The organism is Corallococcus sp. CA054B (assembly GCF_003611625.1).
GTDB lineage: Bacteria > Myxococcota > Myxococcia > Myxococcales > Myxococcaceae > Corallococcus > Corallococcus coralloides.
On record NZ_RAVY01000220.1, the window covers coordinates 1 to 15,344 of the forward strand.

At 70.7% G+C, this 15,344-nt stretch carries 6 protein-coding genes; all 6 read right to left on the reverse strand.

The genetic code is table 11. The features are described from left to right. Positions 1–10,239: SDR family NAD(P)-dependent oxidoreductase (locus tag D7V80_RS35030; RefSeq protein ID WP_120592233.1), on the reverse strand; the 10,239-nt coding region annotated here is incomplete at its 3' end. 312 nt (positions 10,240–10,551) lie between these two features. Beyond that, a complete protein-coding gene (locus D7V80_RS35035) occupies positions 10,552–11,274 on the reverse strand; it encodes a DUF5953 family protein (RefSeq protein ID WP_233585945.1) in 723 nt (240 codons plus the stop codon). Between the two features lie 27 nt (positions 11,275–11,301). Further along, entirely contained in the window at positions 11,302–11,853 is a 552-nt protein-coding gene (locus D7V80_RS43170) for a DUF6310 domain-containing protein (RefSeq protein ID WP_233585947.1), read from the reverse strand. A gap of 541 nt (positions 11,854–12,394) precedes the next feature. Beyond that, entirely contained in the window at positions 12,395–13,894 is a 1,500-nt protein-coding gene (locus tag D7V80_RS35045; protein WP_120592236.1) for an IS66 family transposase, read from the reverse strand. A 46-nt stretch (positions 13,895–13,940) separates the two neighbouring features. Next, the gene (tnpB, locus tag D7V80_RS43745) at positions 13,941–14,408 is read right to left on the reverse strand and encodes an IS66 family insertion sequence element accessory protein TnpB (RefSeq protein WP_304988472.1); all 468 of its coding nucleotides are present in this window, start codon (positions 14,406–14,408) and stop codon (positions 13,941–13,943) included. Further along, the coding region (locus D7V80_RS35055) for an IS66 family transposase (RefSeq protein WP_147447317.1) at positions 14,332–15,344 on the reverse strand (1,013 nt) is incomplete at its 5' end. The genes D7V80_RS35055 and tnpB, both read right to left, overlap by 77 nt.

The following is a 15,344-nucleotide window of genomic DNA, read 5'->3' on the forward strand; positions in this document are numbered from 1 at the left end:
GGGCTCGGGCGTGGAGGGGGAGGGAGGAGGACCCGCGGGCGGCGTCGTGGGCGCCGGTCCCGAGGTCTCGATCCAATGGCGCTCCCCGGCGAACGGATAGGTGGGGAGGCGCAGCCTGCGCGGCGGGGAGTCCCGGTGCAGGGCCGGCCAGGGCCAGGGTGTGCCCTCGACCCAGGCTCGCGCGACGGTGGCGTGCTCGCCCCGGGTGACGAGCGCCAGCAGCTCGGCTTCGGAGGGCGCGGCGCCCGCCACGTGCGATGGCGAGAGGCTGGCCGTGAAGAGGCCCTGGGCCTGGAGCGCCACCGGGTCCTCGGCGTGCGTCACGTAGGCGCGCAGCCGTTCGTGGGCCGTGGCCAGATCCGCGGCCACGAAGGCGAGCCGGGCGGACATCGCCTCCCGTCCCTCTTGCAGCGTGAACGCCAGCGCCTCGAACTCGCTCGTGCCCCAGTCCCGCCGGGCATCGAGGAGGTCGAGCAGCCGGCGCGCCTGGACGCGCAGCCGCTCGGCGGTGCGAGCGGACAGCACCAGGACGTGGGGCCGCGCGGGGCGCGGATGGCCCCGGGAGGCGGGCGCCTCCCAGGACTCGACGACGAGGTGCACGTTGACGCCGCCCGCGCCGAAGCTGCTGATGCCGGCGCGCAGGGGCTCCCCGGGCCGCGCCTGCCACGGCGCGGCTTCGCGCTGGACGTGGAAGGGCGTGCTCGCGAAGTCGATGTGCGGGTTGAGCTGCCCACCATGGATGAGGGTGGGCGCCAGCCGCCGGTGCTTCATCTGGAGGAGAACCTTGTGGAACTGCGCGATGCCCGCGGCCGACTCCAGGTGCCCGATGCTGGCCTTGACCGAGCCGATGGCGCAGAAGCCCCGGTCCGGGGTGTGGCTGCGGAACGCGTCCGTCAGTCCGGTGACCTCGATGGGGTCGCCCAGGCTGGTGCCCGTCCCGTGCGCCTCCACGTAGCTGATCGTCCGGGCATCCACCCCGGCGCGTCGCAGGGCCGTGGCGATGACCTCGGTCTGCGCCACGGGGTTGGGCACCGTGTAGCCGTGGGTCTTCCCGTCGTGGTTGTGCGCGCTGCCCTTGATGACCGCGTGGATGGTGTCTCCATCGCGCAGGGCCATGGCCAGCGGCTTGAGCAGCACGGCCCCCACGCCCTCGCCGGGGACGTACCCATCGCCCCCCGCGGCGAAGCTGCGGCAGCGGCCGTCGCTCGACGCGAAGCGGTTGGCACAGAGCATCACGTACTTGCTCGGGTGCAGCGACAGGTTCACGCCGCCCGCGATGGCCACCTCACACGCTCCGGAGCGCAGGCTCTCGCAGGCGAGGTGGATGGCGTTGAGCGACGACGAGCAGGCGGTGTCGACGGTGAGGCTCGGGCCGCTCAGGTTGAGCGCGTAGGAGACCCGGTTGGCGATGGAGAAGGACTGGGTGCTGAACGGGATGCGGTTGCCCCGCGACCACTCCTGCGCGCCGAAGAGGGCGTATTCGTTGTAGGTGACGCCGACGAACACGCCCACCGGGGCGCGTTGATCTCCCGCGTCCGCCTTCGCCAGCCCCGCGCGGGTGTAGCCCGCGTCCTCCATGCAGGACCAGGCGGTCTCCAGGAACAGGCGCTCCTGCGGGTCCATGTACCGCGCGATCAGCGGGGAGATCTGGAAGAAGGCCGCGTCGAAGCGATCCACCTGCTTCAGGAAGCCGCCCCACTTCGCGTAGAGGGACCCCGGCTCGCGGCGCGTGGCATCGAACAGGGGGCGGTAGTCCCAACGCTCCGTTGGGATCTCCTCGATGCAGTCCCGGCCCGTCTCCAGGTTGTGCCAGTACTGCTCCAGGTCCTCCGCCTGGGGATAACGCCCGCTCATCCCGATGATGGCGATGTCCCCGGCGCCGGCGCCGTCCCCCTGCGCGGGCATGGCGGGCCGCGGCGGTGCCAGCGCGGCTGGGAGCGAGGCCTGACGCGTGAGCCGCTGGACCTGCGCGCTGTGCTCCTGGCCCAGGTAGGCCGCCAGATCCGCGAGGTTCTTGTACTTGAAGAACAGGGTGATCGGGAGCTTGCCGAAGGCCGCCTCCAGCTTCTGGTGGAGCTCGGCGATGAGGATGGAGTTCATCCCGTAGCTCTCGAAGTCGGCCGTGGAGCTCACGCTGGCGGGATCGAGCCGCGCCGTGGTCGCGAGTGCCTGGGTCAGGAAGTGGAGCGCGTCGCGCCAGGGCTCGGCGGCCTCCACCGGTGCCTCCTCTTGGGGCGGCGGTCGCGGCGTCGCGGCTTCGACGGTCGCGGTGGGCACTGGCGCCGTGTTCGTCACGAACAGCCGATCCGCCGGACCCGTGAGCAGCCAGTGCCGCGTCCGCGCGAAGGTCGTGCCCGGCAGGGACACGCGCCGCAGCGGGAGCGGGTAGAGCCGCGAAAGATCCGACGTGGTCCCGCTCACCCAGAGGCGGGCGAGCCGGTCCAGCTCACCTCCGGAGATCAACGCGTCCAGGAAGGCCGCGCCCGCCGCACCGCCCAGGAGCGCTTCGTTCGCGCGCGCCCCTCCCGCGTTGCCGGCATGCACGTGCTCGGCGGATCCATGTTGGAGCCAGCCGTCGAGCCGCGCGGCGAGCTCAGCCAGATCGCGCACCACGGTGGCCATGCGCTCGTCGAAGACCTCGCGTCCCACGGTGAGCGTGTAGGCCAGATCCTCCAGGCGCGGCGGCTCCGGGGCGCGCAGGGCCTCGCGCAGCCGCTCGGCGCTGGTCCGCAGCAGGGCGGGGTCGCGAGCGGAGAGCACCACCAGTTGGGGCCGGAGGGAGGCCCCTGCTGGACGGGGCGCCTGGCGATACTCCTCCAGGACGACGTGGGCGTTGGTGCCTCCGAAGCCGAAGGAGCTCACGCCCGCGCGCCGGGGCCCTTCGACGCCTCCCCCGTCCACCGGGGCGGGCCACGGGCGGGTGCGCGCGTTGACGTAGAACGGGCCGCCTTCCAGCCTCAGCTGTGGATTGGGCGTCTGGAAGTGAAGGCTGGCGGGCAGGGTGCGGTGGCGCAGCGCGAGCACCGCCTTGAGGACCCCCGCGATGCCCGCGGCCGTCTCCAGGTGTCCGATGTTGGTCTTCACCGAGCCGAGCGCGCAGTGGGGCTGGGACGGAGGGGGCCGCTGCCAGCGCGCGGAGAGCCGCTCGAAGGCCATGCGCAGGCCGGCGACCTCGATGGGGTCCCCCAGCGAGGTGCCCGTCCCGTGCGCTTCAATGTAGCCCACGGTCGCCGGGTCCACCCGGGCGTCCTCGTAGGCGGCCACCAGCAGCTCGGCCTGGGACTTGGGGTTGGGGGCCGTCAGCGCCTGGGCCCGGCCGCCGTGGTTGATGGCCGTGCCACGGATGACCGCGTGAATGGTGTCCCCGTCGGCCTCGGCGCGCGACAGCGGCTTGAGCAGGAGGGCGCCCAGGCCCTCACCCCGGACGTACCCGTTGGCCGAGGCGTCGAACGTCTTGCATCGTCCGTCCTCGCTCAGCATGCCCGCGCGGCTGAACGCGAAGTACAGGTGCGGGCTGAGCAGCAGGTTGACGCCGCCCACGAGCGCCAGCGTGCACTGGCCCGAGCGCAGCGCCTGGACCGCGTGGTGGATGGCGACCAGCGAGCTGGAGCAGGCGGTCTCCACCGGAAGGCTGGGGCCGTGCAGATCGAGCAGGAAGGAGAGCCGGTTGGGCAGCACCGAGTGGGCCTTGCCCGTGGCGGAGTGCGCGTCCGCGGCGACGCCGGAGGCCTTCAGCAGGTCGTGGTAGTCGGTCGTGCCGATCCCCACGAACACCCCGGTCTGGCTGCCCGCGAGGGAGGAGGGCCGGTAGCCGGCGTCCTCCAGGGTGTTCCACGCCATCTGGAGGAACAGGCGGTGCTGGGGGTCCATCAGCGCCGCCTCGCGGGGCGTAATGCGGAAGAAGGCCGCGTCGAAGTGCTCCACCCCGTCGATGAAGCTGCCCCACTTGACGTGGGTGCGGTTCGGCTCCGTCAGTGGATTGCCTTCGACCGCGCGCCAGTCCCACCGCGTGGGAGGAATCTCCTCAATCAGATCCCGGCCCTGCTCAAGGTTCCGCCAGAAGGTGTCCAGGTCAGGGGATTGGGCGAAGTGGCCACCCATGCCGATGATGGCGATGGGCTCCGGCGAGTCGTGCACGCCGCCCGAGGAGGCGATGCGCGCCGAGGGCGACGGCGTGGGCTGCGCCGGAGCGGAGGGCACTTCCGCCGGGGCCAGGGATGCCGCTGGCGGCTGCTCATCCGGAAACCGTGCGCCCAGGGCCTCGCGCTGCGTGGCGAGCAGATGTCCCACGAGCGCGCCCAGCCGGTCGTGCTCGAAGAGCATCGCGGCGGTGAGGTCCACGCCCAGCTGCTCACGCAGCCGGTTGGCGAGCCGGGTCATGGAGATGGAGTCGAAGCCGAAGTCGCGCAGGTCCGTGTCCGGATCCACGTCCGCCACGTCCATCTTGAGGATGGACGCCGCGGTCTCCACGACCTGGGCCTGCACCTGTTCGCGCAGGTGTCCGTCCTGGGCAACGGCGCGGAGTTCGGGCCCCGTCGTGGGTGGCGGGGCGGAGGGCGCGGGCTGCGGCGCGGGAGGGCAGGGCGTCGCCACCGGGGCGAGCGTCTGACAGAGGGCGCGCACGGAGGCCTGTTCCGCCAGCCGGCGTGCGCTCAGCGTGCGGCCCATGCGCTCACCCAGCCGGGTGCTCAACACCGCGAGCGTGGTGGGATCGAAGCCGTGATCCTCGAGGCTCGCATCCGGATCCACGTCCGCCCGGTCCACGCGGAGCACCTCCGCGATCGTCGAGAGGACCGCGTCCATGTCAGCGGGCACGGACACGGAGCTGGAGGGCGGCGGAGTGGGAGCGGCCTCGTGGGCCTGGATTACAGCGAAGGCCTTGTCGATCGCCGCGAGGTCGCCTTCCACGACGGCCATCACGGGCTCGGTGGCATTCAGCGCCCGCACGAAGAAGTCCAGCCCGGCCTGCGTGCTCAACGGCTTCATGCCGAGCGTCCGCAGCAGGTGCTGCTCGACGTGAGCGTCCACGCGCATCCCGCCCTCGCGCCACAGCGGCCAGGCGATGGAGAGCGAGCGGCCGTGGCGCTGGCCCTGGGTGACCTGGGCCGCGCGCCTGCACGCGAGCTGGTCGAGCCAGCGGTTGGCGAACGCGTAGTCGCACTGCCCCACGTTGCCGATGACACCCGCCAGCGAGGAGAACAGGACGAAGAAGTCGAGCGGCAACCGCCGCGTGGCGTGATCGAGGTGGAGGGCGCCGTCGACCTTGGGGCGGAGGACCTCCATCACGTCCTCCGGGCGCTTCTGCGCGACCATGCCATCGCGCAACACGCCGGCGGAGTGGATGACGCCGTGGAGCGTGCCGAAGCGGCGCACGGTTTCGTTCACGAGCGCCTCCACGTCCTCCCCGCGGGCCACGTCCGCCCGCAGGTACACGGCCTCCGCGCCATGGGCCGCGAGCGCCTGGAGCTGCTCGCGTATGGCCGCGTCCTCCGGCGCGCGTCCGGCCAGCACGAGCCGCGCCTGGAAGCGCTGGGCCAGGAACCGCGCGAAGAGCAGTCCCAGGCCGCCACGGCCGCCGGTGATGAGGTAGACGCCGCGGTGCCTCAGCAGGGGTGTGGCGTCCGGCTCGGGCAGCGAGAGCCGCCGCAGGCGGAGGCGAGCGCGGCCCGCCGCATCCAGGCGGACCAGATCATCCGGAGCGTCGGACCGGGAGAGCTCCTGGAGCAACGGCGCCGCGGCCGGGCGCGCGACTCCATCCCCGAGCCGCACCGCGCGGTAGCGCAGGGCGCTGTGTTCGCGGTTGATCGTCTTGCAGAACCCCGACAGCGCGGCATGCGGTGACGAGGTCTCGTCGCCGGCCTCCATGCACAGCAGTTGGAGCGGAGGCACCGGCCGGGTCTGGAGCCACGCCTGGGTGAAGCTGATCAGCGAGTGGAGCCCCAGCTCCAGCACCTGCTCCAGGGACGGCTGCTCCGCGCCAGAAACGTGCTGCCCCGTCCACGCATGGATCGCGGCCGAGGGGACGCGGTCCTCCTGCCGCAGGGCCTGAAGCAGCCGCGTGGCATCGCCGGTGCTGGCGGGCGCGATCTCGTAGACACCGTCGCCGAGCGAGCGGAAGCCCGTCCCCGGCCGGACGAGGAGCACGGGCCGTTGGGTCCCGCCGCGAAGCGCATCGCGCAGGAGGGTGTCCCGGTCGAAGAGCAGCAGGGCCCCGGCCGGCTCGGAGGACGTGCGCTCCAGCGGTTCGGGGACCCAGGCTTCGCCCAGGACGCGGGTGGTCTCACTCGCCGGTCCGCGAACCTCCCGGATCGCGAAGTCCTCCAGCCGCACGAGCAGCGCCCCCGCCGCGTCGAGCAGACGGAGGTCGAAGGTCTCCACGTCCTTGCGCCGCGCTTTGCGGGCGACGTGGACGAAGCACTCGGGCGGCAGGGGACGGTGCAGGTGCACGGCGGCCAGGGAGAACGGAAGCCAGGTCCGCTCCGAGGACGCGGCGCCGCCTTCGGGCTCCCGCGCCAGGAGCCCGATGACGGCTTGCAGGGCGCCGTCCAGCAGGCCGGGGGGGAGGGTGACGTCCGCAGGCGCGGGGTGAGACCCGGGCAGGCGCAGCGCGGCGAGCGCCTCGTCCCGTCCCACGTGGAGCGTGCGGATGGGGCGCAGGGATTCGCCGTACTCCAGCCCCCGCGCGGCGAGGAGGCGGTAGGCGTCCTCCGCGGACAGCAGGCGCGGACACCGCTCCTGGAGGTCACCGGGGGCCTGGGGTGGCTCCGCATTGCGCGGTTCCTCTCCCCGCGACAACCGGCCCTGGGCATGGAGCAGCCCGTCCGCTCCGACGAGGCGGAAGCCCAGGTGCTCGCCCGCGGCCTGGAGCTCGAGGGACACGTCGAGGGTCGCGCTGTCTTGCGACGGCACCCCGGGGCTCGCCCAGGTGATGTCGCGAAGGGCGTGGACGGTCGCCGCTCCCGCCAGCCTCGCCGCGGCGAGGGCCATCTCCAGGCACACCACTCCCGGGAGCACCGGCTGGCCGCGGACGCGGTGGTCGGCGAGCAGGGGCTCCGTCGCGGAGAACGTCGTGGCGAAGCGCACGCAAGCGAACGTGGAGGTGTTGCGTCCCAGCACCGGGTGCAGCCGCGAAGGGGCTCCACCGGAGGGGCTCCCAGACGCCGCCTCCGTCCGGGGCAGCCAGTACGAGCGCCAGGCGAAGGGATAGGTGGGCAGCGGGTGGCGGCGGGGAGGACCCTCGGGGTACAGCGTGGACCAGTCCACGTCCTGCCCCTCCACCCAGCGCGCCGCGAGCTCGCGCAGCGCCGGGGCCTCCGTCCCGCGCGCGGACAGGGCGTGGGTGGCCTGTCCGGCGCGGCCCGTTCCCTGGAAGCAGTCCTCCGGAAGGGACGCTCCCTCCAGGTAGCGCCGCAGTTGTCCGCGCAGCGCCTCCAGGTTCGAAGCGACGAACGCCAGCCGCGCCGCCATGGGCTCGCCGCGGATCTGCGACGAGTAGGCGATCTGGCTCAGGCTGGCCCGGGGCGCCGTGCCTCCGGAGGCGGCCTGTCGTTCGATGAAGCGCAGGAGCCGCTCGGCGTAGGGGCGGAGCCGGTCCTCCCTGAGCGCGGACAGGACGACCATGCAGGGCCGTTCAGTCGCTGGGAGCGCGGCCCGGGGCGACACGTACTCCTCAAGGATGACGTGGGCATTGGCGCCGCCCGCGCCAAAGGAGCTCAGGCCCGCGCGCCTGGGGGCGGGCTGTCCCGCGCGGGTCGTGGGCTCCGGCCAGTCGCTCAGCTCCTGCTGGACGCGGAAGGGCGTGGCCGCGAAGTCGATGAAGGGGTTGAGCCGCCGCGAGTGCAGGGACGGGACGAGCTTTCGATGGCGCAACTGGAGCAGCACCTTGGTGATGCCGGCGACGCCCGCGGCGGCCTCCAGGTGACCGACGTTCGACTTCACGGACCCGATGGCGCAGCTCCACCCCGGCGCGGTCCTGCCCCGGAAGGCCTTGCCCAGGCCGGAGATCTCGATGGGGTCTCCCAGGCTCGTGCCCGTGCCGTGCGCTTCGATGTAGCCGATCGTGTCGGGCTCGACGCCCGAGCGCTCCAGCGCCTCGGAGATGAGCGTGGCGTGGACGTCGGGATCCGGGACGGTGTAGCCGTTGGCGCGTCCGCCGTGGTTGACCGCGGTCGTGCGGATGACGCCGTGGATGAAGTCCCCGTCCGCCTCCGCGCGCGACAGGGGCTTGAGCAGGACCGCGCCCACGCCTTCGCCCGGGACGTAGCCGCTGCCTCCCTCTCCGAACGCGCGGCACCGGCCGTCACTGGAGAGCATGCGGTGCTCGCTCAGGAACACGTACTTGCTCGGGTGCAGCATGAGGTTGACGCCGCCGACCAGCGCCTGCTCGCACTCGCCGCGCAGCAGGCTCTCGCGGGCCAGGTGCAGCGCGGTCAGCGACGACGAGCACATCGTGTCCAGGGCCAGGCTGGGGCCGCGGAAGTCGAAGAAGTAGGAGATGCGGTTCGCGATGGACGCGGCGAACGAGGAGGGCGTGACGGGGTGCCCCTGGAGGGTCTCCTCCACGCCCAGCAGCGCGTACTGCCCCCACATCACGCCGACGAACACGCCCACGCGCCGGCCCCGGAGGGCCCGGCCCGGCTGGCCCGAGTCTTCCAGCGCCTGCCAGGCCGTCTCCAGGAACAGCCGCTCCTGGGGGTCCATGAGCTCGGCCTCGCGCGGCGACAGGTTGAACAGGCGCGCGTCGAACTGATCAATGCCCTGGAGGAAGCCGCCCCACTTGCCCTGGGTGGTGCCCGGGCGGCTGCCGGTGGGATCGAACCAGCGGTCGTGATCCCAGCGCTCCTGGGGGACCTCGGTGATGCAGTCCTGCCCGGCCTGGAGGTTCTCCCAGAACGCGTCCAGGTCCCCCGACCGCGGATAGCGCCCCGCGATCCCGATGATGGCGATGGGCTCGTCCAGGCGCGGGAGTGGCGAAGGCGCCGCGGGCGCGGGGGAGTCCTGTCGCGCGGGCGCGGACGCACCAGCGCTGGGGGGAGGGGCCTGCCGGAGGGCGAGCCCCGCCACGCCCGTCGCATGGTTCCGTTCGAGGTAGACCGCCAGCTCGCGCAGGGTGCTGTGCTCGAAGAGCAGCGTCGGGTAGAGCTTGCAGTCGAGGTCCTGCTCCAGCCGCCGCACGACCCGCAGCAGGTGGGTGGAGTCCAGCCCCTGGGCGTAGAAGTTCTCCGCGTCGTCGAGCGTCCCAGGCGCTACCGACAGCTCGGAGGCGAGCAGGCCACGCAGGTAGTCCAGGACGGAAGAGGGCCTCGCCCCTGTCGTGGGGGCCGCCGGTGCGGCTTGAGGCTCAGGGGGGCGTGCATCGCCTTCGGGGCGTTGCAGGCGGGAGATGAGGGCTTCGGAGCGGATGCGCTTGGTGGACAGCTTGCGAAGGGACGCGAGCCGGTGCCCGTCCGGTGAGTAGAAGTCGATGACGCTGTGGAAGAGGTCGTCGGCCACCAGCCCGGTGCTGGCCTCGCGCACGTGGACGAACACGCGTTCGCCCAGGGCGCGCACGGCGCGGAACGACTCGATGTGGATGGGGATGAAGGGCTGGAGGGCCAACTCGGGCCGCTGTTGCATGAAGAGGAACGGCAGGAGCGTGGAGCTGTCCAGGAGGACGGGGTGGATGAAGAAGTCGTCCAGGTGCTCACGGGCGAGCGGGCTCAAATGGAGCGCCGCCAGCACGCCGCCGCCGTGGAAGTAGAGCCGTCCCTGGCCCTTCATGAACTCCAGGTGCTCGATGGCCGCGCCGCGCGCGTACACGTAGGCGTCGTCCACGTCCGAGGTGCGCGTGGCCTGCTTCATCAAGGCCTCCACGTCGAGCCGGCCCTCGAAGGGCTCTTGGGTGACGTGGACCTCGCAGCGGAAGTTCTCGACGGCGCCCGCCGCGCTCCCGCCGCCAGCGGGGAGGGGGCTGCTCTCCGCGACCACCCGCCAGTGCCGGGCGTCCGCGTCCTGGGGCTCGAAGCGCAGGCGCACGCGCCGGTCGAACTGCTCCGTGGTGGCGATGGGCTCGCTGAACAGGACGTTTCGAAGCTCGACCGTCGGGAGGTCGAAGCCGCGGGCCTTCAGGGCTCGGAGCACCAGGTCCAGGAAGACGACTCCCGGCAGGATGCGGACTCCGTGGACCCGGTGATCCCGGACCAGCGGATCTTCATGAGTGATCGTGGTGCTGCACTCGAACGCGTGTCGCAAGTCGGGCACGGTGTTTTATCCTGGAGACCGTGCAACATAACTCGGCGTGTTGTTTCACTGAGACAAAATATTTAATACATGTGGAACAGGCGCGGAGGGAGTCTGGAGGTTCCCGTTGATAAAGGGGTATTTTAATAAATGCTCAAGTCGTGAGAAACATTCGACGGAAGATGGGATGCATTTGTTACAATAAATACCTGCTGTGCTTGTTTTTCCTGAGAGCCGACGCCGTGAGGTTTCACGGGGCATCCAGCCTGGACCGCGAGGCCGACGGACGCGCCCGGGGGATGTGAAGGGTCGTGCGGCGGAGCCGGGGTGTGATCAGCGTCTGCCGATCTCCGGGAAGCGGTCGTAGGCTCGCAGGAGCGCCGCCAGGTGGTCTGGTTGGTCGAGATCGAGGGGCGCGTCAGTGAGTCGCAGGATCCATCCATCCGCCGGAGTGCGCCGTGCCCGCGAGAGCCACTCCGCGTCGCGCGAAGGGGCCGGGAATCCGAGCGCTCGCGCGGAAGCCGCCGACCAGTAGTTCAGCCATCCAAGGCGGTGCGGAAGTTCAGGCGACGAGATGTCCCGCGCGGACTTGAGGGCTGGCAGTCCTTTGGGAGGGGAGGGAGGCCCTTCCAATGTCGGGGCCGTCTGCTCCGCGATTTCGACTGCTGCCTTGAACGGCGTGGCATGCCCCCAGAGTGCCCGAGCACCGTCTGAGATGGCTTCCAGCGCATTCGCAGCGTCGATGGGGCTGAAGGCCTCCATCCGGAAATCAGCGTGGAGCTCGAAGTGTGGTGTGCCATCCGATGCAAGCCCGTTTGGGTTCTCCCAGCCCGAGATGGTGACAAGGTTGTTGTCATCGTCATTGCACAGGAATGGGAGTCTGCCGTTCAGGCCGTTGGCGACAACCCACTCATCGCGGTTGGACAACGGGATGAGATCTTCCTTCTCGGAAGAGGTCCATTTCAGGTGCAGCCCGGGAAGTGCTCGCTCCAGACCGTGGACGATGGCGAGTGCGCGACCGTCGCTGCCCTGGGATGCAGGTGCGTAGACAATCATGGCAATTTCGATTGGGTTGGGGGGCATTCAGCACCAATCCATGATGACGACGTGGAGGGATGGGTCCGCGAGCTTCAATGCAGTCCGATGGGCTTCGCTGCGCACTCCAATGACGAAGTCGTATCCGCACTCTCTGGCGAGCTTGGCCTCTCGTTGCAGCTCGGGCAGCTTCACGGAGACGAAGAAATTTCGGGAGCGCGGCGAGTGCTTCTCGAAGTTGTCCGTCTTGACCTCCCACAGCGTTCGACGGGCCAACACCAAGGCATCGTAGTGCTTGCCATTGATGAACACATTGAAGCCGGGAAAGCTGTTGCCGGGAATCTTGTCGGCACATTCATTGTGTGGCTCGTTTCCGCCTCGGGGTGGTCCCAGGGTCGGTCTGCACTCTGGCCGGCGATCCCGCTCGAATGGGTCCCTCGGCGATGGCGGAAACAAATCCTGTCCCGAAGGCTGGGGGCTGGGTTTTCGGTTCCTTGAGGCTTCTCGCTCGGCGGATTCATTCCTCTGAATGGGGATGGGGTATTCGGCCGCATCCGGCCAGTCCGCCTCATCCAGCGCTTCCTTGATGGCGACCGCCACCACCACCACGCCGACGACAATGACCGCGCCAGCGACGACCTCCGGAGCGGCCAGGACGCAGAGTCCGATTCCCAGCGTGGCTGCTTCAGCAGAAGCGACCGTACATCTTCCCGAACGATCGATGAACCGGACCCGATCATGGTCGAGGGCTTGAAAGCACCGCTCCGCAAGGACAGGCCACGGCTCGGCGGACTCTCGGACAACGCACCGTCCTTCGTCCGTCCACGGCAGGCTCGCGGCTCGCTGGAGGTTGGCGCGCCTTGGGGCCCGGCTTTCATGCGCCGCTGGCGTCGCGCATGCTGCCAGGAGCAATAGAAGCGTGGCGAGGGCTCTGGGTTTCAAGGTCAACGCCTCTCCGTGGGAACACGCTTCAGACTGGCGACAGAGCCGGAATATACCTGAAACGGCCCTGTCCGATTCGCGACCGTGACTACGCCAACTCGAACTCCCGCTGCGTCGTAACCGTCCGGCCAATGACGTGCCGGGAGGCTTGATGACGGAGGAGGACCGTGTTCGGCGAGCGCCGCGAGGAGCGAGCTGTTCAGGGACTGGGCTGGAGGGGCGAATCGGGCGGGTCGGCGGCGCGTCGCCGCATCCACTCGCAGGGTAGCAGCTCACCGATGCGCGAGTTGGGGTGCGTCTGCACGCGCAGCAGGACGTCGGCGAGGTAGGCCTCGGGGTTGACGCCATTGGCCTCACAGGTGGCCACCAGGGCGTAGAGGCCCGCGAGGTTTTCCCCTGCGGCCTCGTGGCCGACGAAGAGGAAGTTCTTGCGGCCCAGGGCGGCTTTGCGCAGCGCCGCCTCGGAGCGGTTGTTGTCCAAGGGCAGGCGCTCGTCGGCCACGAAGCGCGTCAGGGCGTCCCACTGCTTCAAAGTATAGGAGAGGGCCTGGCCCATGGGCCCCTTGGGCAGGTGGCGCGGGGCCTGCGATTCGAGCCACGCGCGCAGCGCCAGGAGGACGGGGAGGCTTTGCTGCTGGCGCAGCTCGCGGTGGGCGGCGGTGCGCCCGAGGCCCGCGTCACGCGCCAGTGCCTCCACCCGGTAGAGGGCCAGGATGAAGTCCAGGGCCTCGCGGGCCTCGGGCGCGGTGGCCAGCGCCTCGAAGAAGCGGCGGCGCACGTGGGCCCAGCACCCGACGCGGCTTCGCCCCTCCGGCAGCGTCACCGCGTTGTAGCCCGTGTACGCATCCACCACGAGGGCGCCCCGAGTGCCTCCCAGGACTTCCTTCGGCGTCGTGCTGGCCCGCCCCATGCTGAAGCGGTAGCCCACCAGCCACTCGCCCGCGGGCGTCTGGGTGAGGAACGTCCAGAGGTAGCCAAGCTTCGTCTTCTTCACGTCCAGCACGCGCAGCGGCGTCTCGTCGGCCCACACCACGTCCGCGGCGGCAATGCCTTGCAAGAGGTGCTGGGAGAGCGGCAGCAGCACCGAGGCGGCCTGGTGGAAGAGGTTCGTCAGGGTGCTGCGACTCATGGGCACGCCGCTTCTCTCCACCCGCTGGGCCAGCCGGTGCAGGGGCATGGCGTCCGCGCACTTCGACGTCACCACGTGGGCCAGGAAGCCGGGGCCGTACTCGCCCCTGTCCACCACCCGGGCTGGAGGCGGGGCGGTGACGACGCCCCGGCCGCACGCGCACGCCAGGACTTCCTGCACGTGCACCTGCTTCTCGAGTCTCGCGGGCACGTACTCGTACACCACCGAGGTGCGGCCTTCTCCCAGCGGCTTCAAGTCCTCGCTGCCGCACGCGGGGCAGTGGCGCTCCTCGGCGGGCACCTCGTGGCGAATCTCCCGCGCCGGGGCCTCCTCGGCCTTCCGGGCGGCCCGCTGCTGGCGCTTCTTCTTCGCGGCCTCGGCCCGGGCCGCCGTCGAGTCCCCATCCCCTCGCAGCTCGGCGGCCACCGTCGGCAGCTTCTCCGTCCTGCGGCCGAAGACGTGGCGCTCCAGCGTCGCCATCTTCGCCTCCAGCGACGTCAGGCGCTCCTTGAGTTCCTCCGCCTCCTCACGCCAGGGGCAGAAGTGGTCCTGCGGAAGCTCTCGCGGCACTTCGTCTCAACACGCCGCTGCCGCGCCGCGTCCCGGGCATGGCGCGTCAGGTGCCCGTGCGCCCGGGAGGCGTCCAGGCGGGCTGGCGCCTCACCTGGGCCACGTCAATGCCGTCCAGCAGCATGGCCAACTGCGTGGCGTCCAGCGTCACCGCCTGCGCGCCCTCGTCCACCGGCGGCAGGCGAAAGCGCCCCGTCTCCAGCCGTTTGTACAGCAGCACGAAGCCGCCCCGGCTCCACGTCAGCACCTTGATGCGGTCGCCTCGGCGGGAGACGAAGGCGAAGAGGTGCCCCGAGTAGACGTCTTCCCCCCACGCCGTGCGCACCAGCGCCATGAGGCCGTCAATGGACTTGCGTAACCGTCCGGCCAATGACGTGTCGGGGGGCTTGAAGACAGGCCCCGGCCGTGCTCGGCGAGCGCCGCGAGGAGCGAGCTGTTCAGGGAGTGGACTGGAGGGGTGAATCCGGCGGGTCGGCGGCGCGTCGCCGCATCCACTCGTGGGGTAGCAGCTCACCGATGCGCGAGTGGGGGTGCGTCTGCACGCGCAGCAGCACGTCGGCGAGGTAGGCCTCGGGGTTGACGCCATTGGCCTCACAGGTGGCCACCAGGGCGTAGAGGCCCGCGAGGTTTTCCCCTGCGGCCTCGTGGCCGACGAAGAGGAAATTCTTCCGGCCCAGGGCGGCCTTGCGCAGCGCCGCCTCGGAGCGGTTGTTGTCCAAGGGCAGACGCTCGTCGGAAGAGAAGCGCGTCAGGGCCTCCCACTGCTTCAGCGCGTAGGAGAGGGCCTGGCCCATGGGGCCCTTGGGCAGGTGGCGCGGGGCCTGCGTTTCGAGCCACGCGCGCAGTGCCATGAGGACGGGGAGGCTTTGCTGCTGGCGCAGCTCGCGATGGGCGGCGGTGCGCACGAGGCCCGCGTCCCGAGCCTGTGCCTCCACGCGGTAGAGTTCGCGGATGAAGTCGAGCGCCTCGCGGGATTCGGGCGCGGTGGCCAGCGCGTCGAAGAAGCGGCGGCGCACGTGGGCCCAACACCCGACGCGGCTTCTCCCCTCCGGCAGCGTCACCGCGTTGTAGCCCGTATAGGCATCCACCACGAGGGCGCCCTGGGTGCCGCCCAGGACTTCCTTCGGCGTCGTGCTGGCCCGCCCCAGGCTGAAGCGGTAGCCGATGAGCCACTCTCCCGCCTCATTCTGGGTGAGGAACGTCCAGAGGTAGCCCCGCTGCGTCTTCTTCACGTCCAGCACCCGCAGAGGCGTCTCGTCGGCCCATACCACCTCGGAGGCCGCGATGGCTTGAAGCAGGTGGGAGGACAGCGGCAGCAGGACAGAGGCGGACTGGTGGAAGAGGTCCGTCAGGGTGCTGCGACTCATGGGCACGCCGCCGCGTTCCACCCGCTGGGCGAGCCGGTGCAAGGGCATGGCGTCCGCGCATTTGGAAACCACCACGTGCGCAA